Here is a 20,657-nt window from a genome sequence, read left to right as displayed (position 1 = left end):
GTTGCTGTTGCTGTTGCCGGGCGGGTCAGTCGGCGATGGTGCGGCCGACGACGTCGCGCATGATTTCGTTGGTGCCGCCGAAGATGGTCAGCAGCCGTGCGGCCAGGAAGGCCTGCGCCACGGGGTATTCCAGGATGTAGCCGTACCCGCCGTGCAACTGGAGGCAGCGATCGGTGACGGACTTGGCGCGTTCGGACGCCCACAGCTTCGCGCGGGCAGCGGAGGCGGCGTCGAGCTCTCCGGCGTTGAACGCCCGGATCGCCTGGTCCACGTACGTTTCGGTGACCTCGACCTCGGTGAGCATGTCCGCCAGTTCGAAGCGGGTGTTCTGGAAGTCGATGACCCGCTCACCGAAGGCGTTCCGGTCCTTCGTGTAGCGCACCGTTGCCTCGTAGATGGCACGGACGACGGCGGAGCTTGCCACCGCGATCGCGAGCCGGCCCTGGGGGAGCTGCTCTGCGGCGTACTGCAGGCCCTTGCCCTCTTCGCCCACGAGGTCCGCGTGCGGGACCCGGACGTTGTCGAAGAACAGCTCGGCCGTATCGGAGGCCTTGAGTCCCATCTTGTCCAGCTGCTTGCCCGTGTTGTAGCCCTCGCCCTTGCCGACCATAAACAGGGAGAACGAGTCATGCTTTCCACGGCCGGTGCTGCCGTCGGTGCGCGCCAGGACCAGGGACGCGTTCCCGGAGATGCCGTTGCCGATGAACGTCTTCTGGCCGCTGATCAGCCAGTCGTCGCCGTCGCGCACCGCCTTGGTGCGGACGCCGCGGAGGTCCGAACCCGCGCCGGGCTCGGTCCACGCGATGGAGGTGACGTTCCCGCCGGAGACCATGCCGGGCAGCCAGCGGCTCTTGAGATCCTCGGAGCCGTAGGCCAGCAGGTGGGGGAGGACCATGTCATCGTGCAGGTGGAAGGCCAGGCCTACGGCGAGGTGGTTGCTCCTGGCGAACTCCTCATCCAGCACGGCGCGGAAGCGGTAGTCAACCATGCCCATGCCGCCGAACTCCTCCGGAACGGCCAGGCCCAGCAGTCCCTGCTCGCCGGCGGACGTCCACAGCTCCCGGGACATCATGTGGTCCTCGTCCCACCGGGCGTAGTGCGGGGCGACGGCACGTGTGTTGAACTCGGCGGCCATCTCACGGAACATCTCGTGATCTTCTTCAAACAGCGTGCGCTTCAAGGCGTTTTGTTCCCTTCACGGTTCCACGGACAGACAACAAAGGCCGCACCGGATATCCGGTACGGCCTTCGTCTAAGGTCGAACAATCACTGCCGTCCTTCATGAGGGTGAGCGACGGGGGTTGAACCCGCGACCTCCTGGACCACAACCAGGCGCTCTGCCAACTGAGCTACGCCCACCATGTGCCGCGCCTGCCCTCCGGTGAACCGGCGGGCTGAAAAGGCAACGACAAATAGCTTACCTGCTCTTCGGGGCTGCTTTTGCCACTTTCCGGGTTTTCGCCAAAGTTTTCCGCAAAACGTGGCGGAGATTACATCCGGAGGTGAGCCGCGAAGTCGCAGGCGCTACGGCGCCGGTGTCCCGGAGGACGCCTGGATCGGCGCCGTTTCGTCCGCAGTGCCCATAACCTTTTTGGCGATCCGCTGGGCGGTGGCACTGTCCGGCCCCGGGGCCGGGACGAAGACGGCCTCCCGGTAATACCGCAGCTCGTCAATGGAATCCTGGATGTCGCCGAGGGCCCGGTGGCCGCCGAGCTTGGCGGGGGACTGGAAATAAGCCCGGGCGTACCAGCGCCGGGAAAGTTCCTTGATGGTGCTCACGTCAATGACCCGGTAGTGCAGGTGCTCCACCAGTTCGGGCATGTCACGGACCAGGAAAACTCGGTCGGTGCCCACGGAGTTGCCGCCCAGCGGCGCCTTCTTGGGATCCGGGACCCACTTCTTGATGTAGTCCAGGACGATGGCCTGGGCCTCCGCCATGGTTTTTCCGTGCGGAAGCTCCGCCAACAGCCCGGACCGGGTGTGCATGTCGCGGACGAAGTCGTTCATCTGCGCCAGGGCCGCGTCGTCGGGCTTGATGACGACGTCGACGCCCTCACCGAGGATATTGAGCTCCGAATCCGTCACCAGCGCGGCCACCTCGATCAGGGCGTCGTTGATGGTGTCCAGGCCGGTCATTTCGCAGTCGATCCAGACGATGCGTTCATTAGAAATAGGCACCCGCCCAGCCTACCGTTTCGTCGCCCCCGGGCGGTCCGATGCTAGGATTCCCGGTACGCGGGTCGTGAAATTTTTCGCCCCCGCGGCGTGCCCCGGGCCTCTATTTTCGGCCGGCTGAGGGCAGAGATGAGCCCCACAACAGATTGGACGATCCTGAGATGACGGCGCCTGTGCCTGCGGCAGGGAAAACGGCTGCCGGCACGTCCCCGGACGCGGCAGTTGCGGACGTGGACAACGCCCGTTCACCGCTGCTGGCCGGATTCGTCGGCTCGCTCTTTATGGCGATCGGTTCACTGGGCGTCGGCTGGCTTGCCCCGGCCTCCGAGCTCCGCCGGGTTCCCCTGTTCATCTGGATGCGCACGGAAGCGGTCGGCGTCGGCCTGTGTATTGTTCTGCTCGCCGTCGGCGGGATGCTCCTGGTCCGGGCCTGGCTGAGGCTCGGCCAGCGCGTGCGGGTCTGGGGAGCGGAGGCCCGCAAGGCCACGCTGCAGGCAGTTGTCCTCTGGGGGCTGCCCCTGATGTTCTCGGTCCCGCTGTTCAGCCGTGACGTCTACGCCTATATCGGGCAGGGCAGGCTGATGGTGGAGGGTTTCAACCCCTACGAAAACGGCATTTCGGCGCTGTCGAACTACTTCCAGCTCGGGGCAGACAAGATGTGGACCGAGGCACCCGTGCCGTACGGCCAGCTGTTCCTCTGGATCGAGCAGTTTGTGGTCTGGTCCACCAACGTGCACCCGGAAGCCAGCATCATGCTGTTCCGCCTCGCCGCGCTGGTCGGGATTGTGCTGTGCATCATCTACGTGCCCAAGCTCGCCGAACTGCACGGGGTCAACCCGCACCGCGCCCTGTGGCTCACCGCCGCCAACCCGCTGTTCCTCACGAACTTCATCGCCAGCGTCCACAACGACGCCCTGATGATCGGCCTGGCCCTGGCCGGGCTGTACTACTGCGCCACCCGGCGGGTCATCCTCGGCCTGGTCCTGGTAACCCTGTCCATCTCGGTCAAGCCCATCACCATCGTCTTCCTGCCGTTCATCGGCCTGCTGTGGGCGGGGAAGGGCGCCAGCTGGCCGCGGAAGTTTGTTTTCTGGGGGCTCACTGCCGGTTTCAGCCTGGGCATGCTGTACGCCATGAGCATGGTCAACGGCTTCGGTTTCGGCTGGATCAACGGGCTCTCCGCCCCGGGCAGCATCTGGATCTGGTACGCGCCGGTGGGCCTGCTGGGGCTGGTGGTCGCGTCCATCTTCAACGCTTTCGGACTCGACGGGTGGGGGCTGGCCAAGTGGGTCTACGACGCCGGCAAGCTGCTGGCGGTCGGTATCATCGCATTCCTGATTTTCCGCGGCGACTACGATCGGCTGATCCGCCGCCTCACGCTGGCGTTCGCCGCCGTCGTGGTCCTCGCCCCGATGATCCAGTCCTGGTACGTCGTCTGGCTCATTCCGCTCTTCGCCGTCACGGGCATCCGGGACGACTGGCAGGTCAAGGCGCTGTACTTCATCGTGTCGTTCTTTATGGTCTACGCGATCTCGGATCAGCTGGAAGTCTTCCCCTACCTGCAGACCGCGGACCTGGGACTCGCCCTGGCGCTGGCCCGCAACGCAGCGGCGGTCATCGCCCTGCTGTTCGCCCTGTACCTGATCTTCCTCGACCCAAAAACCAAGATGCTCTTCAGCAAGTCCGAGGAACCGGTCACCACCCGCCCGGTCATCTGAGGCCCACTTATCTGAGTTCCTGCTCATCCGAACGTTCCGCCCTCACGTGATTTTGCGCAGGGCCTCCCGGCGGGACAGCGGGCTCAGCGCCCCGCCGTGCCGTGCCACGAAGTCCCGGACCCACTCCGGGTCCGTGCCGCCGAAGTCACGCAGGGCCCAGCCGATCGCCTTCCTGATGAAGAACTCCGGATCGGCCAGGTTAGGTTCGACGACGGCCTCGAGCAGGGCGGGATCCGTCTCCGATTTGGCTCCCAGCTGCGCCGTGATGGCGGCCCGCCGGATCCATAGATCCGGGTCCGTGCTCCAGCGGCGAAGCACAATGGACATGTCCTCCCGATGGGTCTGCAGCAGCTCGCAAAGCCGGTGCGAGACGCCGTCCACCAGATCCCACCAGGCGCCGCTGCGGATGATTTCCTCGTAGACCGGCAGCATGCTCCACTCACCGGCCGCCAGCCGCAGGCCTGTGAGGTCGATGGCCGCATAGCGTTCCTCCCGCCAGCCGGCTTCCCGCCACAGCGCCAGCACGGTGGACCGCAATTCCGGGAGTGAAGCGGGTGGCAGTTCCCGGGATGCTGCCCTGACGATCCGCCGGACGTCCGGCACCCGGACGCCCAGCGAGGGCATCTCGGATTTCAGGTAAGCCTGCGCACCTGCCGCCCGGTCCGGGTCGGCGGCACGGTGCAGCCGCGTTCGGATCGCGGACATCAGTGCAGCGTTGGCCATGGGGCAACTTTAGCGACGCGACGGCGGGCCCTAGAGTTGGACGCATGTCGATGATCAAGAGCCCGGCCGAGATTGCCCTGATGCGCGAGGCCGGCAGGGTGGTGGCGAACACGCTGGAACGCGTCCGGGAGGCGGCCGCCGTCGGCGTATCCCTCTCGGAACTGGACCAGCTGGCTGCCGCGACCATTGCCGATGCCGGGGCCACACCGGCCTTCCTGAACTACAAACCGCGGTGGGCCTCAGTGCCCTTCCCCGGAGTGATCTGCACGTCGGTCAACGACGCCGTAGTGCACGGCATCCCCAACGACTACCGGCTACAGGACGGTGACCTGCTCAGCGTCGACTGCGGCGCGTTTCTTGAGGGCTGGTGCGGGGACGCGGCGATCAGCTTCATCGTGGGTGCAGCGGACCCGGTGGACCACGCCCTGATCGATGCCACCGAGGGCGCCTTGGCCCGCGGCGTCGAGGCGGCCCGGATCGGGAACAAGATGGGGGACCTGGGCTACGCGATCGGCGGGGCCTCGCGCCGCGCCGGCTACGGGCTGCTGGCGGACCACGGCGGGCACGGAATCGGCAAGACCATGCACGCAGAGCCCCACGTCCCCAACGACGGCCGGCCCGGCCGCGGCATCAAGCTGACCGAAGGCCTGGTCATCGCGATCGAGCCGATGCTGATCCTGGGCGGCAAGGACGACTACGTCCACGACGACGACGAATGGACCCTCCGCTCGGCCAACGGCCGCCGGGCCGCCCACAGCGAGCACACCGTGGCCATCACGAAGGACGGGCCGGTCATCCTGACCCTGCCCTGAGGCGCCGGAATCGGTCGGCCCTAAGGTTGCCCGTGCTTCGGCAGGGTCAGGATCTCGGCTCCGTCGCTGGTGATGGCGATTGTGTGCTCAGTGTGGGCGGTCCGGCAGCCTGTCGCACTTCGGAGCGTCCACCCGTCGGCGTCGGTGATCAGTTCGGCGGTGTCGGCCATGACCCACGGTTCCAGTGCGAGCAGCAGCCCGGGGCGCAGTTTGTATCCACGGCCGGGCCGTCCGGTGTTTGGGACATGGGGATCCTGGTGCATCGTTGATCCAATGCCATGACCTCCGAACTCGGTGTTGATCGGATACCCGGCCGCGCTGAGGACCAGGCCGATTGCATGGGAGATGTCTCCGATTCGGGCTCCGGGCACGGCAGCTGCTATGCCGGCGCTCAAGGCGCGTTCGGTCGCGCTGATCATCGCGACGCTCTCCGGAGGCTGCGAGCCGCCCACGATGAAGCTGATGGCGGCGTCGGCAGCGACTCCGCCTTTGGAGACGGCGAGGTCGAGTGTCAGCAGGTCGCCGTCGGCTAGCGTGTAGTCGTGGGGCAGTCCGTGGAGGACGGCGTCGTTGACGGCCGTGCAGATGTAGTGTCCGAACGGCCCGCGTCCGAACGATGGCTCATAGTCGACGTAGCAGGACAGTGCTCCGGCCTCGGTGATCATGGCCTGGGCCCAGCGGCCGATGTCCAGGAGGTTCGTGCCCACCTCGCTGCGGCTCTTCAGCGTCTGCAGGATGTGAGCGACCAGGGCACCAGCCTCTCTTGCACGGGCCAGTTCCGTGGCGTTCAGGATCTCGATCATGCGGTGCCTTTCTCATGAAACCAATAACTATCCCGGCCATATTATCCCGGTACTAGAATCGGAGCCATGGTCAGATTGCCACTCACACCCGAAGAGGTCGAGCGCGGACAGCGCCTCGGCGCCCTGCTGCGTCGCGCCAGGGGAGAGCGCTCGATGCTCGAGACCGCGCTCGAGGCGCATGTCTCACCGGAGACCCTCCGGAAAATCGAGACGGGCCGGGTAGCGACCCCTGCCTTCCCGACCATCGCGGCGATCGCCGATGTCCTCGGTCTCTCACTCGACGCGGTATGGGCAGAGATCAACCCGCCCGGACGCGGGAGCACACCTGTCAGCTCCGGCCACGGCACACGGGAGCGGTTGGCCTCGTAGGTCTTATCCCCGCAGCAAAGGGGAACGCCGCGGCTAGTTGGGTGGCCGCTTACGCGGCCGGTCCGGGCGCCGCCAACCGGACAACTGCGCGCCCTGGCACCGCTTCGCTTGCCACGTCGAACCCTGCCGACAGGAAGAGGCCCAGGGTGCCGTGATAAAGGTCGGCCGGGCCGGCCTTGGGCCGTTGTCCGCGATCGACGGGATAACCCTCCACCACTTCGGCGCCGTGGGCGAAGGCGTGCCCGACGGCGGCCGCCAGCAGCGCCTGCGCCACGCCAGTGCGGCGGTGGCCGGGGGAGACCACGAAGCACGTGACCGACCACACTTGGCTCCCATGGTCGCGGGCCACCTCCGGGTCCGCCGCTGCCAGAACTTTCGAGCGCAGGATCCGAGGGGAGCAACCGCGGGGTTCCACCGCGCACCAGCCCACGGGGTTCCCGTCGCGGAAAGCCAGCACGCCCGGGGCCGGTGCGCCGCCGTCGAACTTGTCCCGTAGCTGGATCTTCCGCTGTTCCGGGGTGGAAGCCGCCCACTCCGGTCCGGTGAGGGCGAAGAAACGGCACCAGCAGCGCGACGGCTCGCCCCGGACGCCGAAGAGACGCTCGACGTCGGGCCAGTCGGCTGCCGCGGTGGTGACAGCGGGTGGCCGGGTAGGTTCTGCGTTCATGGGAACAGGCCAGCGCCGGCAGGTGTCAGCGTGCGGGTGTTCCCTGGCTTGCCTGTCGGCTTACGCGCGCTCGGTGCGCCGCGCGCCGGAGTTGGATGATGCGGGCGGCTCCGGCGATGGCAACCAGGACGCCGCCCCCGACCGCTGCGATGAACAGCGCAATCCCGAGCGGGACCGAGCCTTCCAGTCCGAAGAACTTCACCAGCACGTATTCCTGGTTCTGCAGGATGAACGCGATGAGCAGGATCAGCACCACTAGTGCGCTGGCCACCGCGGCCCAGACCATTCCAGCGCGGGTCACCTGGCGCGGTTCCGGGGCCTGGGCGGGCGTCTCTGTCCGCGGAGCTTCTTCGCGCGGCGTCTCGGCGCCTGCGGCAGGAGTCGCGGCACCGGTGGCCCCGGACACCAGATCGGTTCCGCCGGCCGGGCGCTCGGCGAGCTGCCCCGCCCCAGCGGACCCTTGCCGGGCGTCAGCCTGCTCCGGATACGGGGCGGTCAAGTCGTGGTTGGGATCTTGGGGATCGAATTCGCGGGGAGTCTGGGTCATGGCGGCCGTACCTTTCGCTTGCGGGCAGGGCGCACAGGGTTCCCTGCTGTCCTGCCAGTCAACTCAATACTAAGCGTGCTGACCGCTAACGGAGGGAGGAAAGGCGAGTGGGCGCTGGAGCGCCGCGCGGGTCCCGCTGAGGGTGCCACCGAATTGTGCGGGGTTTGGGAGTTCGAGGGCTGTTGGCCTGGCAGACGCGAAGGGCCTCGCGGCCCAAGGATGCCTGGCGACGGGCCGGCCAGCATTGCCGGCAACGCGCCGTAACCCGAGCATGGCGCGCCGTGCGTGGCGGGTAGCTGATGGCGGATGGATCGTGCGTTCGCCGCCGGGCGAGCTTTCACCCGGCCGAGTTCGCGGCTCTGGCCTGCGGGAGGTTCCGGCAGGCCAGAGCCGCACTCTGGTGCCCCAGGAGGGAATCGAACCCCCGACCGGCGGATTAGAAGGCCGCTGCTCTATCCCCTGAGCTACTGGGGCATACCGGCGTATCGCCCGGCTGCTGCCGGGGACGCCTCAAAAAGCTTACCGTGCCCTGTGCCCGTCCGCTGTCAGGTGTGCCCGGAGGGCCTGCTGGCTGTGGCGGGGCCGCCTGGTTATCCACATGGCGTCCCCGGGCTCTCGCGGAGTTCTGTCCCCGGCGCGAAGCTGAAGGAGCCTGCTTAGGCACTACATTTCGAGACAGGACATGAGAATGAGTGACAACATCACGGTCCGTGGCTTCGTTGCCACGGAGATCAAAAGTTCGACGACGCCGGGCGGGGTGGCGACGGCGTCGTTCCGGCTGGGCTCAACGGACCGGCGCTACGATCGCGCCACGGGCACCTGGATCGACGGGAACACGAACTGGTTCACCGTCCAGGGCTATCGTCAGTTGGCCGGAAACATCGGTTGCAGCATCAAGAAGGGCCAGCGCGTCATCGTCATGGGACGGCTCAAGATGAGGAGCTGGGAGAATGACGGCCGGATTTACCACGTGGCCGAAATCGCCGCCGAATCGGTTGGCCACGACCTCATGTGGGGCTCTGCCAACTTCATCCGCACGGCTGCCAACGGTCCCCAGGACGCTGCCGGACAGTCCGTTTCGTCCGCGGCCTTCCAGGACGGCAGCCGTGAGGGGACCGATGGGGATGACCAGGCGCGCGCGGGGCACAGCGACGACACCGACGATGACCCCGACGACAACGACACCGACGGGTCAGGACCGCACACCATCTTCATCAATGACGCCAGCGGCGAGGCGGAAGAACTCGACCAGGAGACGGGCGAACTGAAAGGGGCCGCCGCCTGAGCCGGCACGAAGCAGTGGCAGAATTGCCGGGTGAAACGAGACCGGACCATAGGCCACAGGGCGGCGCCGGCCCCAGCCAAATTCGGGGTCCTCGCGCTGGCTCTGCTGCTCACGGTGGCGTGCTCGGCGCCGGCCAGCTCCGGCGCCCGGGTTGAGGCTTCACCCGGCGCTGCCGCCCACGCAATATCCCCCGCGTCGCGTGGCGCCTCCCCGGCTGCGGCCACCTCCGACGCGAAAGCCCGGGTTGAGGCCGCACTCAACAACGTGACCGCCGCGAACCGAAAGCCGGCTAGCGAGCAGCTCCGCTCAGCCCTGATAGACGCCGGGTTCCCCACGGACAGCGTGGAGGTCACCGCCAGCCGGACGCCCACGGGCCTGGACGCGGACGCCGTCGAAGTGGCTGTCACCGCTGGACGGACCTGCATCGTTGCGCAGCTTCGCAACGGCCGCGTTACGTCCTCACTCCTTCCGCCGCTCGCCGACGGCCGCTGCCTCGTTGGTGCGGCCGGCTGAGTCCAGTGTCGCCGGGGCGGGCACCAGGACCGTAGGAATGTGAGTTATCCCGGCTGAACCACTAGATTTGTAGGCATGGCGGAATTTATCTACACAATGACCAAGGCCCGTAAGGCCGTTGGCGAAAAACTGATCCTCGATGACGTAAGCATGTCCTTCTTCCCGGGGGCCAAGATTGGCGTCGTCGGACCGAATGGTGCAGGTAAGTCCACCATTCTCAAGATCATGGCCGGACTGGACACGCCCTCAAACGGCGAGGCCCGGCTCAGCCCCGGCTACACGGTGGGAATCCTGCTGCAGGAACCGCCGCTGAACGAGGACAAGACCGTCCTGGGCAACGTCCAGGAAGGCGTCGGCGAGATCTTCGGCAAGATCCAGCGCTTCAACGAGATCTCCGAAGAGATGGCCAGCCCCGACGCTGACTACGATGCCCTCCTTGAGGAGATGGGCCAGCTGCAGGAAGCGATCGACGCCGCTGATGCCTGGGACCTTGATTCCCAGCTGGAGCAGGCCATGGACGCACTCCGCTGCCCGCCGCCGGAAGCCGACGTCACCCTGCTCTCCGGTGGTGAGCGCCGCCGCGTCGCCCTCTGCAAGCTCCTGCTCCAGAAGCCGGACCTGCTGCTCCTCGACGAGCCCACCAACCACCTCGACGCCGAGAGTGTTCTCTGGCTCGAACAGCACCTCTCCAGCTACCCGGGCGCCGTCCTCGCCGTCACCCACGACCGGTACTTCCTGGACCACGTGGCCGAATGGATCGCCGAAGTGGACCGCGGCCACCTGTACCCGTACGAAGGCAACTACTCCACGTACCTGGAGAAGAAGCGCGCCCGCCTGGAAGTCCAGGGTAAGAAGGACGCCAAGCAGGCCAAGCGGCTCACCGAAGAACTCGAGTGGGTCCGCTCCAACGCCAAGGGACGCCAGACCAAGTCCAAGGCCCGCCTGGCCCGCTACGAGGAAATGGCTGCCGAAGCCGACCGCACCCGCAAGCTGGACTTCGAAGAGATCCAGATCCCGCCGGGACCGCGCCTGGGCGGACTCGTCCTGGAGGCGAAGAACCTCCAGAAGGGCTTTGAGGACCGCACACTGATCGACGGGCTGTCCTTCAGCCTGCCGCGCAACGGCATCGTCGGTGTCATCGGCCCCAACGGTGTCGGCAAGTCCACCCTGTTCAAGACGATCGTCGGACTCGAACCCCTCGACGGCGGCGAGCTGAAAATCGGCGATTCGGTCAAGATCTCCTACGCGGACCAGAGCCGCGGCGGCATCGACCCGAACAAGACCCTGTGGGAGGTCGTCTCCGACGGCCTCGACTACATCCAGGTCGGCAACGTCGAAATGCCGTCCCGAGCCTACGTCGCCGCCTTCGGCTTCAAGGGCCCGGACCAGCAGAAGAAGGCCGGGGTGCTCTCCGGTGGTGAGCGCAACCGCCTGAACCTGGCCCTGACTCTCAAACAGGGCGGAAACCTGTTGCTCCTCGACGAACCGACCAACGACCTCGACGTCGAAACCCTCAGCAGCCTCGAAAACGCCCTGCTCGAATTCCCGGGCTGCGCCGTCGTCGTTTCGCACGACCGGTGGTTCCTGGACCGGGTGGCCACTCACATCCTGGCCTACGAAGGCGACGAGGAGAACCCCTCCAAGTGGTACTGGTTCGAGGGCAACTTCGAATCCTACGAGGAGAACAAGATCGAGCGCCTGGGCCCGGATGCGGCCAAGCCGCACCGCGTGACCCACCGCCGCCTCACCCGCGACTAACCCCGCGGCGCACCGAGCGCACAACGAAGGCTGGCTCCCCACCAGGGGAGCCAGCCTTTCGCATGCCACCGTTATTTTCCGCCGGCCGGCACGCCGTTCAGCCGCGGCCGGCCTTGCGCATCTGGTGCTGCAGGACCTTGGACTGGACCGCGCCCTTGACCTTGTTCTTGAGGTCCGTGGGAATCCGGATCATGCCTTCCTGCGCCACGGTGGCAACGTGCAGGCCGTCGCGGCTGAAGATCTTGCCGGTGGCCAGGCCGCGGGCTCCCTGGGCGCTGGGGGACTCCTGCACGTAGAGCAGCCATTCGTCCACGCGGAGGGGACGGTGCCACCACATGGCATGGTCCAGGCTGGCCACCGACATGCCCGGGGTAATCCAGCTCATCCCGTGCTTGCGGAGGATGGACTCCAGGATCGTGTAGTCGCTCGCGTAGGCCAGGGCCGCGCGGTGCAGCTCCGGATCATCCGGCATCGGCCCGAACGTCTTCATCCAGACAGCGTTGCGCGGTTCCTTGTCTCCCTTGGCCGAGACATACAGGGCCGGGTCAACGTGCCGGATATCGAACGGCCGCTCATAGGCCCAGTGGCGGGCCACCGGGTGATCGTACTTGCCCAGGAGGTCAGCCGTGCTGGGCAGCGACTCCGGCCCGGGGATGCCCTCCGGCATCTCGGTCTGGTGCTCGATCCCCTCGTCCTCTTCCTGGAACGAGGCGATCATGGACAGGATTGGCATGCCCTCCTGGTACGCGTGCACGCGCCGCGCCGAGAACGAGCGGCCGTCCCGGAGCCGCTGGACGCCGAAGGTGATGGGCTTGTTGGCGTCCCCCGGACGCAGGAAGTAGCCGTGCATGGAGTGCACGCCGCGCCCCTCGGGAACGGTCCGGCTCCCGGCAATCAGCGATTGCGCCAGCACCTGGCCGCCGAACACGCGGTGCCGGGGCTGCTGCTGGGAAGGACCCATGAAGATGTCCTCGTCCGTCCGGGCACCCTCCAGCTCACCGAGGTTCAGCAATTGGAGGAGCGAGGAGGTGGGGTCCTGGGTCGGCGGACCCTGCAATCCGGCTTCGGCTTCAGTCATGGTTCGACTCTAGACGTCACTCCGGCGCCGTCCCAAAGAGGCACAGCCGGTAGAGTCGATATTGTGTCTGATGTCCTCACCCAGCCCCTCCGGTTCACCGACCCCCGTGACCTCGCCGACCTGCGCACTTTCGCCACCCGCGCCAAATCGATCGACGACGGCGCGATCCGCCTCCAGGCGTCCGGCCCGGTGCTCGCCGCCTACGTATGTGTGCTGCGGCCGCGGCTGCTGGGGGAGTCGACGCCGACCATCCTCGGGCTGCGGACCATGGCCCTGGCGCAGCCGGCGGACACCGATGTCACCGTCCCGATCTCGGCGGTGCTTGACCGGCTGGCACGTGCGGGGGAGGGCGACGTCGAGCTGCCGCTGCCCCCGGTAACCGTCACCGAATCGTGGGCTGGCGTCGGAGCGCCCCGCACCGGCTGGGAAGCGGTCGGCACTTTGCAGGATTCCGCGCTGCGCCAGTCGGCCGAGGCCGGCATCACCGAGATCGCCGCCATCATCCCGGACAAACCCGGTGCCTTGATCGTCAACAACGCCCGGGCCTCAGTCTGGGGCCGGGAACTCCCCGGCGCCGCCGGGCTTCCGCTGGGTGCCGCGTTCGCGGCCCTCACGCTCGGCTTCCTGGCCGACGGCGAACAGCAGCTTTTCCGGGCGGGACGGTGGTTCCGGCTCAGCGGACCCCGCGGGCACGTCCTGGCCCGCACCGGTTCAGGACTCCAGCTCCAGCTGTAGGGACGTGCGGCGCTGACCGCGCAAAGCGCTTACCGCGCAGGCACTTGCCGTCCAATACCCGGCTGGGTATTCTTTAACGCAGAAAGACCCCGGAGGCATCCCCCCAAGTGCCTCCGGGGTCTTTCCATGTCTGCCCTCAGGCCCCGGAGGGACTGTTCACCATGGACAGGGCCGCCCGTTCCATGTAGTCCCAGAGTGTCCCTTCATACAGGGGCGGGAGGTCCAGGGAATCCACGGCCGTGCGCATGTGGAGCAGCCACCGGTCCTTCGCTTCGGGGGTGACCCGGAACGGCATGTGGCGCATCCTGAGCCGCGGGTGTCCACGCTCCTCGCCGTACGTCGTCGGGCCGCCCCAGTACTGCTCGAGGAACATCAGGAAGCGCCTCTTCGCGGGTCCCAGGTCCTCCTCCGGATACATCGGCCGCAGCAGCGGATCCGTGGCCACACCGTCGTAAAAAACGTCGATGAGCTTCACGAAGGTCTCGTGCCCGCCCACGGCGTCGTAGAAGTTGTCCGTGTAGCCGGGCTGGCTGAAGGGATCGTTCTGCAGCAGCTGCTTGGGCTGGCGGGGTTCGCCGGCGCTGGGTATCGTCATGGCCCTATTCTCCGGCTTTCTGCTGGGGAGCGTGGTCCGCCCCGTCTTCGGGCGGTGTGACGGGCGGGACGTAGTTGCCCTGGGAGCGGTTGCCCACCCTGAGGATTTCGCCATTGCGCAGGTACCAGATGGTGCCGTCCTCGGACCGGACGCGGGTGATCCGCAGGTTCATGGCCTCCACCGTGCCCACCACCTCGGACGTCTCTATGATGTCGCCAATGCCGTACTGGTCTTCGATGGTGATGAAGACGCCGGCGAGGAAGTCGCGGATGAGCTGCTGGGCGCCGAAGCCGATGGCGATACCGAGGATTCCGACGCTGGTCAGGATGGGGGCGACGTCCACGTTCAGGTTTTTGAGCACGTACACGCTGGTGAGGACTGAGATGAGGACACCCACGACGCTCCGGAGCAGCGCCCCGATGGTGTGGGCCCGCTGGACGCGGCGTTCGTGCTCCAGCGCGCGGAGCGCGGGCGCCGCCCAGCGGAAGTACGGCTTCTTGAAGAAGGTGGACCCCGCGGCGATGCGCTTGGTGATGACGGAGATCATGAAGGACGCCACCAGCCACACGGTGATGCCGACCCCCAGGCTGATAAGGACACCCGCCACGTTGATCTCGGACATGGCCGACATGTCCGGCGGGGTGATGGGTTCGGTGGTCATGCTGAACATCGGCGGGGGTACTCCTAGTAGCTGTGTTTCTGCTGCCGGCCGGTAGCGCCGGGCTTCATGTCCTGAGGGGCGGCCGGCGTTCGCCGGGCGCATAACGCTCTGGTCTCATTCAACATTAGCGCCGTACCGTGGCCGCATGCGCATCCTGGTTCTTGGGGGCACGGCCTTCCTCTCCGCAGAAACAGCCCGGCCCTAACCCACCGGGCGGCCCCACCGTTCAGCCGGTTCAGCCCGGCTGGCCCGCCACCACGGCGCTCGGCTCGTGCAGCACCGGGAAGTTGACGCTCCGGGCGATGAAGCAGACCCGGTTGGCCCCGGCGTGCAGTTCCTCCAGGAGTTCCTCCGTCGCCGGAGCCGCGAGGGTCACCCGGGGCTTGAGCGTCACCGATTCGAACTGTCCGCTCCCGTCCCGGTTGGTCCGCATCAGTCCCTCGGCCCGGTCCTCGTACGCCGTCACCACCACCCCGTGCTTCACGGCGACGTGCAGGAAGGACAGCATGTGGCACTGCGACAGGGCCGCAAGCAGCAGCTGTTCCGGGTTGTAGCGGGTCCGGTCGCCGTGGAAGGTGGGGTCCGCGGAACCGTGCAGCACGGGCAGTCCGGGGATCTCGACGTCGTGGTCGCGGGAATAGCCGCGGTACGACGCCGTCCCCTCGCCCAGGTTCCCGGTCCAGCGGACGGTCAGGGCGTAGCGGTGTTCATCGAGGCTCATGCGTCCAGCCTAGGACACGTCCCCGCCCGACTGACTGGCAGCAGGGGCCGTTTCGAGCGTCCAAAACGGCCTTAGCTGCGAGCTGGTCGGGCGGGGCGGTGGCTTGCTGCCTAGTCGGCGTCGGCCTGGCGGGCGCGCAGGGCGCGCGCCACGGCGTCGCGGTTCTCCAGCATCATCCGCCGCAGCGCCGCGCTGTCCTCCGGCAGCGCGGCAAGGAACTCATCGGTCCGGTCGATGGTGGCCTGCGTGGTCAGCTGCGCCGGGTAGAGCCCGACGACGATCTGCTGCGCCAGCGCGTGCGTGCGCTCCTTGACGATGCCCGGAACGGCGTCGAAGTACTTCCCGGCGTACGGCACCAGCAGGGACGTGTCGAGCACCCGGGTGAAGCCGCTGACGGCCGAGCCCTGAAGCGCGTTGGACAGCTCGCCCTTGACCACAATCGAGTCCCAGGCCGCAGCCTTGGCCTCGGGCGTGGGAATGGCCGCCTTGGCGAGGGCTGCCGCGTTCTGCCCGGTGGCGGTGTTGTCGTGCTCGAGTTCGGCGTCGATCGTGTCCTGCCCGGCTCGGCCGCCGACAACGAGCGAGGTGATCAGTTCCCAGCGCAGGTCCTGGTCCACGGTGAGGCCCTCCAGCGTCAGGCTGCCTTCGAGCAGTCCGGACACGGTGTCCAGCTGGGACGCGCTGCGGGCCAGCAGGGCATAGGACTTGACGAACTGCAGCTGCGCGTCGGAGCCGGCCGGGACGCCGGAGGCGAGTTCCCAGAGCCGGTCGGCGGCCGCAACCGTGGTGGCGTCCTTGTGGTCCGCGGCCACATAGAAGTTCAGTGCGGTGGCCAGCTGGCGCAGCTGGACCAGGATCACCGAGGAGTCGGATTCCTCGGCGATGTTGGCCAGGATCAGTTCCACGTAGCCGCGGGCGGGTGTTTCGCCGTCGCGGGCCGCATCCCAGGCCGAGCCCCACACGAGGGTGCGGGGCAGGCTCTGGCTGAAGTCCTTGAGGTGCGCCGTGGCGGTGGCCAGCGACTTCGGGTCGAGGCGGACCTTGGCGTAGGCGAGATCGTCGTCGTTGAGTAGGATCAGGTCCGGCTGTGCCAGTCCGGCCAGCGCCGGCACGTCGGTGCGCCCGCCGTCGACGTCGAGTTCCTCGCGGTGGACGCGTTCCAGCTTCCCGGCGCCGTTGAGGTTGTAGAAGCCGACGGCGAGCCGGTGCGGGCGGAGGGTGGGCTGGGCCTCGGTGGCGGACTGCAGGATCGCGAAGGAGGAGATGGTGCCGTCCCCGCCGACGGACAGCTCGGGCTTGAGCGTGTTGACCCCGGCGGTCTCCAGCCAGAGCCGGCCCCACTGGTCCAGGTCGCGGCCGCTGGACTTCTCGAGTTCGGCCATGAGGTCGCTGAGCTCGGTGTTCTGCCAGGCATGCTTGCTGAAGTACTCGCGGACGCCGGCCATAAACTCCTCCGGACCCACCCAGGCGACCAGCTGGCGGAGCACTGAGGCGCCCTTCGCGTAGGTGATGCCGTCGAAGTTCACCTCGACGTCCTCCAGATCATTGATCTCAGCGAAGATCGGGTGCGTTGTGGGGAGCTGGTCCTGCCGGTAGGCCCAGGACTTCTCCACCGAGGCGAAGGTGGTCCAGGCGTGGTCGAACCGGGTGTTTTCGACGGCGGCCAGGTGGGACATGTACTCGGCGAAGGACTCATTGAGCCAGAGGTCGTTCCACCAGCGCATCGTGACAAGGTCCCCGAACCACATGTGGGCGAGTTCGTGGAGCACGGTGATGGCGCGGCGTTCCACCTGGGCGTCGGTGACCTTGCTGCGGAAGACGTAGCCTTCCAGGATGGTCACGGCGCCGGCGTTCTCCATGGCCCCGGCGTTGAACTCCGGGACGAAGAGCTGGTCGTACTTCTCGAACGGGTACGGGCAGCCGAACTGTGCCTCGAAGAACTCGAAGCCCTGGCGGGTGAGCTCGAAGATGTTGTCCGCGTCCAGGTACTGCATCAGCGATTTGCGGGCGAAGACGCCCAGCGGCGTGACCTTGCCGTCAGCGGAGACCACTTCGCTGCGGACGGACTGGTACGGCCCGGCGATCAGGGCCGTGACGTAGGAGGAGAGCCGAGGGGTGGGGGCGAATTCCCAGACGGAGCGGGCGCCGCCGTCCGTGCCGGGGATGGTCTCGACCGGTGCCGGGGTGGGGGAGTTGGAGATGACATCCCAGTGCGAGGGGGCGATGACCGTGAACGTGAAGCTGGCCTTGAGGTCGGGCTGTTCAAACACGGCAAACATCCGGCGGGAATCCGGAACCTCAAACTGGGTGTAGAGATACACCTCGTGGTCCACCGGGTCCACGAAGCGGTGCAGCCCTTCGCCCGTGTTCATGTACGGGGCTTCGGCGACCACCAGCAGCTCGTTGTCCGCCGCGAGATCCGGCAGCTGGATGCGGACGCCGTCGGACACCTCGGCCGGGTCGAGCTCGCGCCCGTTCAGGGTCACACTCTGCACTGCAGCGGTGACCGCGTCGATGAAGGTCGAGGACCCTGGCTTGGCCGTGAACTTCACGGCGGTGGTGGTGCCGAAGACTTTCTCCCCGCGGGTCAGGTCGAGTTCGACCTCGTAGGAGTCGACGGCGATCAGTTCGGCGCGGTCGCGTGCCTCGGCGCGCGTCAGGTTCATTCCGGGCAAAGTGGGGCCTCCAGGGATGCTTAGGGTGGGAACTCGATACTGTGAAATTATTCTTTCACTTCTGCCGCGCTTGGCAAGTTGCCTGCGTCACACCCGGTTACCGGACGCCGGGCCGCCCGGTGCAGGATCCCAGAGTAGCGTTAGGGATATGGGAAAGCTTCGAGACTCCGTCGACGCCAGGGCGCTGCGTTTCGCCGTCGGGTTCCCCGTGATGCTCGCCGCCGCGTTTGTGGTGTGCGCCGTCCTCCTCCGCTCCGATCTGCCCGCGTCGCTGGCGGTGCGCTGGGTCGGGGGAGCCGCCGTGGACTTCGCGCCGTTCGGGGCCGTCGTCGGGACCGGCGCGGTGATGATCGTGCTGATCGGCTGGGCCGTGCTGGTGCAGGCCGTCCCGCTGTCCCGCCCGGCCATCATGCGCCGGATCATGATGGGTACCGGCCTGTTCGTGAGCCTCTTCCTCGTCACAGTCCTCGCCGCCGTGCTGGTCGGGCAACTCGGACTGGAGGATGCGGGCCGGGCACAGGTGGACGTCGCCGTGCTCGCCATGGGCAGCGGCGCCGCGCTGGGCCTGGGCTTCGTGATGGGCTTCGTCTTCAAGGCCGACGAGCGCTGGTCCACGGATGACGACCGTGCCATGGAGGCGGCGCTGGCCCGCGAACTGGATCCTGACCTGTCCCGTGACTACGTGAGCCTGTGGGTCCACGCCCGCAGCTCGGTCTTTGTCATGCTCGGGATCGCCACCGTACTTCCTGCCGCCCTCCTCACCATCGCCGTGCCCTGGCTGGCCGCCCTGCTGGTGGCCCTGGCCCTGCTGGCCGCGGCGTGCCTGTTCGCCCGCATCCGGGTGGACCGGAGCGGCATGCGGGTTTTCGCCGCGGGGTTTGTTCGGGTCATGGACGTACCGGCCGCTGCCATTGAGGCAGCGACTCCGAAAGAGGTCAAAGCCGCCGACTATGGCGGCTGGGGCTACCGGAGCCGCGGCACCGCCACGGCCCTTCTAGTCAGCAGCGGGCCCGCGGTCGTCGTCGACCGTTCCGACGGGCGGACCCTGACCGTCAGCGGGGGCAGCGCCACGACGGCGGACAACGTCGCGCAGGTGCTCTCGCGGGTAGCGGCACGGGCCCGCCGGACCGGCGGCTCCGCTGAATTGTGAAGTCCGCGATACCGGCGGGCCTGTCCGCCCGCCCGGGCCCTAGTAGGCTGGGAGCAGCCCCCAACCCGCACCGGCAGCCCATGTGAGAGCACGGGCCTGCCCCACCGAACGGATACGCCGTGACCCCCTCCGACCTCCCGCGCGTGCACATCGCCACCGACCACGCCGGCATGGAACTCAGCGCCCACCTCGTCAGCCACCTCGCCGCCAAGGGGTACGAGGTGGTCGACCACGGACCCACGACCTACGACGCGCTGGATGACTACCCCTCTTTCTGCATCAACGCCGCGCTCGCGGTCGTGGCGGACCAGGAAGCCGGCGTCAGCGCCCTCGGGATCGTGCTGGGCGGCTCCGGGAACGGCGAGCAAATTGCCGCCAACAAGGTCAAGGGCGTCCGCGCCGCGCTGGCCTGGAACCTGTCCACCGCGAAGCTCGCGCGTGAACACAACGACGCCAACGTGGTAGCTGTCGGCGGCCGCCAGCACAGCGTCGGGGAAGCCACCGAGATCATCGAGGCCTTCCTGGCCGAACCCTTCAGCAACGACGAGCGCCACGTCCGCCGGATCGGGAAGATCGCCACCTACGAGCGCACCGGTGAGGTCGTCGCCTAGTGCCGGAAGGGCATTCCGTCCACCGGCTGGCCCGCCAGTTCGGGGACGTTTTTGTCGGGGAGCGGCTCGCGGTCTCCAGTCCGCAGGGCCGGTTCACCCAGGGCGCGGCGCTGCTGGACGGCCACACGCTCACCGGCTCCGTGGCGCACGGGAAACACCTCTTCCTGGAGTTCGAGCACGGGCTCATCCTGCACGTCCACCTGGGGCTCTACGGCGCCTGGGACTTCGGCGGCGACGAGCACTTCCGCGGCGCGTCCAGCATCGGAGCGCCCCGCAAGGTGGGGGAGCGGGAGCTCTACGACGACGACGGAGCGCCGGCAGCGTACGCGGGCCCGCCCGCGCCGGTCGGCGCCGTCCGGGTCCGCCTCGCCGGCACCCATGGGTGGGCCGACCTCCGCGGCGCCACCACCTGCGCGGCCATCACGGAGGCTGAGGCGGCCGCCGTGCTGGGCCGGCTCGGCCCGGACCCGTTGCGGAACCTTCCCGGCGACCGCGACGCCTTCGCCGCCAGGGTCCTGGCCAGGCGGACGCCGCTCGCTGCCCTGCTGATGGACCAGAAGGTGATAGCCGGGATCGGCAATGTCTACCGCGCCGAGCTGCTCTTCCGGCAGGGCCTGAACCCGTGGCTGCCCGGGGCCGGGCTCGCCGCGGATGCGGCGGGGCGGCTCTGGGAGGACACCGTTGGCATGATGTCCGACGGCGTCCGCGACGGCCGCATCATCACCACACCCCCGCGCTACTGGAGCGCGGGCGGCGGGGACGCGACCGGCGCCGCCTCCCCGGGTCTCCTGCCCACAGTCCTGCCCGCGCCGGAGGAGTCACACTTCGTTTACCGGCGGCACGGCCTCGACTGCCGTGACTGCGGAACTCCGGTGGCGCTGACCGAACTCGCCGCCCGGAAGCTCTACTGGTGCCCGGCCTGCCAGGCACCCTGAGCCAGCCCGTGGGCCCAACCGCACCGAGTGCTCCATAACTGCCCCTTTGACCCGCCAAAAGGGCAGTTCTGGAGCAGCCGATGGTCCGGGCATGAAAAAAGCCCCTCCGCGGAGGGGCTTTTTTCG

General features: G+C 67.7%; 21 protein-coding genes and 2 tRNA genes. 10 read left to right on the top strand and 13 right to left on the bottom strand.

Annotation, left to right across the window (positions count from 1 at the left end):
* Positions 1 to 25: 25 nt before the first annotated feature.
* The 3 genes from FS787_RS02560 to orn form a co-directional block, all read right to left on the bottom strand.
* Positions 26 to 1,180: an acyl-CoA dehydrogenase family protein gene (locus FS787_RS02560; protein ID WP_186329073.1), complete on the bottom strand. Its 1,155-nt coding sequence runs from the start codon at positions 1,178 to 1,180 to the stop codon at positions 26 to 28.
* A gap of 106 nt (positions 1,181 to 1,286) precedes the next feature.
* A tRNA-His gene (locus FS787_RS02555) sits at positions 1,287 to 1,359 on the bottom strand.
* Between the two features lie 165 nt (positions 1,360 to 1,524).
* Positions 1,525 to 2,178: an oligoribonuclease gene (gene orn / locus FS787_RS02550; protein ID WP_144670764.1), complete on the bottom strand. Its 654-nt coding sequence runs from the start codon at positions 2,176 to 2,178 to the stop codon at positions 1,525 to 1,527.
* Between the two features lie 158 nt (positions 2,179 to 2,336).
* Between orn and mptB the strand changes: the two genes are divergently transcribed.
* A complete protein-coding gene (gene mptB / locus FS787_RS02545; protein WP_186329072.1) occupies positions 2,337 to 3,893 on the top strand; it encodes a polyprenol phosphomannose-dependent alpha 1,6 mannosyltransferase MptB in 1,557 nt (518 codons plus the stop codon).
* 42 nt (positions 3,894 to 3,935) lie between these two features.
* Here the strand turns inward: mptB and FS787_RS02540 are convergent, their stop codons facing one another.
* The gene (locus FS787_RS02540) at positions 3,936 to 4,616 is read right to left on the bottom strand and encodes a DNA alkylation repair protein (RefSeq protein ID WP_144670760.1); all 681 of its coding nucleotides are present in this window, start codon (positions 4,614 to 4,616) and stop codon (positions 3,936 to 3,938) included.
* 44 nt (positions 4,617 to 4,660) lie between these two features.
* Here FS787_RS02540 and map (FS787_RS02535) point away from each other — a divergent pair, with 44 nt between their 5' ends.
* Positions 4,661 to 5,428 (top strand): type I methionyl aminopeptidase, encoded by a 768-nt coding sequence (map, locus tag FS787_RS02535; RefSeq protein ID WP_144670758.1) that lies wholly within the window; start codon positions 4,661 to 4,663, stop codon positions 5,426 to 5,428.
* Positions 5,429 to 5,448: 20 nt separating this feature from the next.
* Here the strand turns inward: map (FS787_RS02535) and map (FS787_RS02530) are convergent, their stop codons facing one another.
* Positions 5,449 to 6,231, bottom strand: a complete 783-nt coding sequence (gene map / locus FS787_RS02530; RefSeq protein WP_144670756.1) for a type I methionyl aminopeptidase — start codon at positions 6,229 to 6,231, stop codon at positions 5,449 to 5,451.
* A 66-nt stretch (positions 6,232 to 6,297) separates the two neighbouring features.
* Between map (FS787_RS02530) and FS787_RS02525 the strand changes: the two genes are divergently transcribed.
* Positions 6,298 to 6,600 carry a helix-turn-helix domain-containing protein gene (locus tag FS787_RS02525; protein ID WP_144670754.1) on the top strand — a complete coding sequence of 101 codons (303 nt, stop codon included), beginning with the start codon at positions 6,298 to 6,300 and terminating at the stop codon, positions 6,598 to 6,600.
* A gap of 49 nt (positions 6,601 to 6,649) precedes the next feature.
* Here the strand turns inward: FS787_RS02525 and FS787_RS02520 are convergent, their stop codons facing one another.
* The 3 genes from FS787_RS02520 to FS787_RS02510 form a co-directional block, all read right to left on the bottom strand.
* Complete coding sequence (locus tag FS787_RS02520) at positions 6,650 to 7,267, bottom strand: GNAT family N-acetyltransferase (RefSeq protein ID WP_144670752.1); 618 nt, start codon at positions 7,265 to 7,267, stop codon at positions 6,650 to 6,652.
* Positions 7,268 to 7,292: 25 nt separating this feature from the next.
* A complete protein-coding gene (locus FS787_RS02515) occupies positions 7,293 to 7,814 on the bottom strand; it encodes a lipopolysaccharide assembly LapA domain-containing protein (protein ID WP_144670750.1) in 522 nt (173 codons plus the stop codon).
* Positions 7,815 to 8,212: 398 nt separating this feature from the next.
* Positions 8,213 to 8,288: transfer RNA gene (locus FS787_RS02510), tRNA-Arg, on the bottom strand.
* Positions 8,289 to 8,502: 214 nt separating this feature from the next.
* Here FS787_RS02510 and FS787_RS02505 point away from each other — a divergent pair.
* The 3 genes from FS787_RS02505 (at position 8,503) to ettA (ending at position 11,370) form a co-directional block, all read left to right on the top strand.
* Positions 8,503 to 9,099, top strand: a complete 597-nt coding sequence (locus FS787_RS02505; protein ID WP_144670748.1) for a single-stranded DNA-binding protein — start codon at positions 8,503 to 8,505, stop codon at positions 9,097 to 9,099.
* A gap of 30 nt (positions 9,100 to 9,129) precedes the next feature.
* Positions 9,130 to 9,612, top strand: coding sequence for a DUF6993 domain-containing protein (locus tag FS787_RS02500; protein ID WP_260982361.1), 483 nt, complete (start codon positions 9,130 to 9,132; stop codon positions 9,610 to 9,612).
* A gap of 75 nt (positions 9,613 to 9,687) precedes the next feature.
* Positions 9,688 to 11,370 (top strand): energy-dependent translational throttle protein EttA, encoded by a 1,683-nt coding sequence (gene ettA, locus FS787_RS02495; RefSeq protein ID WP_144670746.1) that lies wholly within the window; start codon positions 9,688 to 9,690, stop codon positions 11,368 to 11,370.
* 97 nt (positions 11,371 to 11,467) lie between these two features.
* Here the strand turns inward: ettA and FS787_RS02490 are convergent, their stop codons facing one another.
* A complete protein-coding gene (locus tag FS787_RS02490; protein ID WP_144670743.1) occupies positions 11,468 to 12,448 on the bottom strand; it encodes an acyl-CoA thioesterase II in 981 nt (326 codons plus the stop codon).
* A gap of 63 nt (positions 12,449 to 12,511) precedes the next feature.
* Here FS787_RS02490 and FS787_RS02485 point away from each other — a divergent pair, with 63 nt between their 5' ends.
* Entirely contained in the window at positions 12,512 to 13,183 is a 672-nt protein-coding gene (locus tag FS787_RS02485; RefSeq protein WP_144670741.1) for a hypothetical protein, read from the top strand.
* A 136-nt stretch (positions 13,184 to 13,319) separates the two neighbouring features.
* Here FS787_RS02485 and FS787_RS02480 read toward each other — a convergent pair whose 3' ends face one another.
* From FS787_RS02480 to pepN, 4 genes are all read right to left on the bottom strand, one after another.
* Positions 13,320 to 13,778, bottom strand: coding sequence for a globin (locus FS787_RS02480; RefSeq protein WP_144670739.1), 459 nt, complete (start codon positions 13,776 to 13,778; stop codon positions 13,320 to 13,322).
* A gap of 4 nt (positions 13,779 to 13,782) precedes the next feature.
* Positions 13,783 to 14,448, bottom strand: a complete 666-nt coding sequence (locus FS787_RS02475; protein ID WP_144670737.1) for a mechanosensitive ion channel family protein — start codon at positions 14,446 to 14,448, stop codon at positions 13,783 to 13,785.
* A 226-nt stretch (positions 14,449 to 14,674) separates the two neighbouring features.
* Positions 14,675 to 15,160 (bottom strand): OsmC family protein, encoded by a 486-nt coding sequence (locus FS787_RS02470; RefSeq protein ID WP_144670735.1) that lies wholly within the window; start codon positions 15,158 to 15,160, stop codon positions 14,675 to 14,677.
* Between the two features lie 110 nt (positions 15,161 to 15,270).
* The gene (gene pepN, locus FS787_RS02465; RefSeq protein WP_144670733.1) at positions 15,271 to 17,826 is read right to left on the bottom strand and encodes an aminopeptidase N; all 2,556 of its coding nucleotides are present in this window, start codon (positions 17,824 to 17,826) and stop codon (positions 15,271 to 15,273) included.
* Positions 17,827 to 17,983: 157 nt separating this feature from the next.
* On the opposite strand from pepN, the gene FS787_RS02460 reads away from it, so the two are divergent.
* From FS787_RS02460 to FS787_RS02450, 3 genes are all read left to right on the top strand, one after another.
* On the top strand, positions 17,984 to 18,985 hold the full coding sequence (locus FS787_RS02460; RefSeq protein ID WP_144670730.1) for a hypothetical protein: 1,002 nt from the start codon (positions 17,984 to 17,986) through the stop codon (positions 18,983 to 18,985).
* Between the two features lie 119 nt (positions 18,986 to 19,104).
* Complete coding sequence (locus tag FS787_RS02455; protein WP_144670728.1) at positions 19,105 to 19,596, top strand: ribose-5-phosphate isomerase; 492 nt, start codon at positions 19,105 to 19,107, stop codon at positions 19,594 to 19,596.
* A complete protein-coding gene (locus FS787_RS02450; protein ID WP_144670726.1) occupies positions 19,596 to 20,531 on the top strand; it encodes an Fpg/Nei family DNA glycosylase in 936 nt (311 codons plus the stop codon). The genes FS787_RS02455 and FS787_RS02450 overlap by 1 nt, the downstream gene beginning before the upstream one ends.
* The last annotated feature ends 126 nt before the right edge of the window (positions 20,532 to 20,657 follow it).

It is taken from the genome of Arthrobacter sp. U41 (assembly GCF_007679325.1).
Classification (GTDB): domain Bacteria; phylum Actinomycetota; class Actinomycetes; order Actinomycetales; family Micrococcaceae; genus Arthrobacter.
The sequence above is the reverse complement of the archived record's forward strand: the minus strand, read 5'-3'. Positions and strand labels throughout refer to the sequence as shown.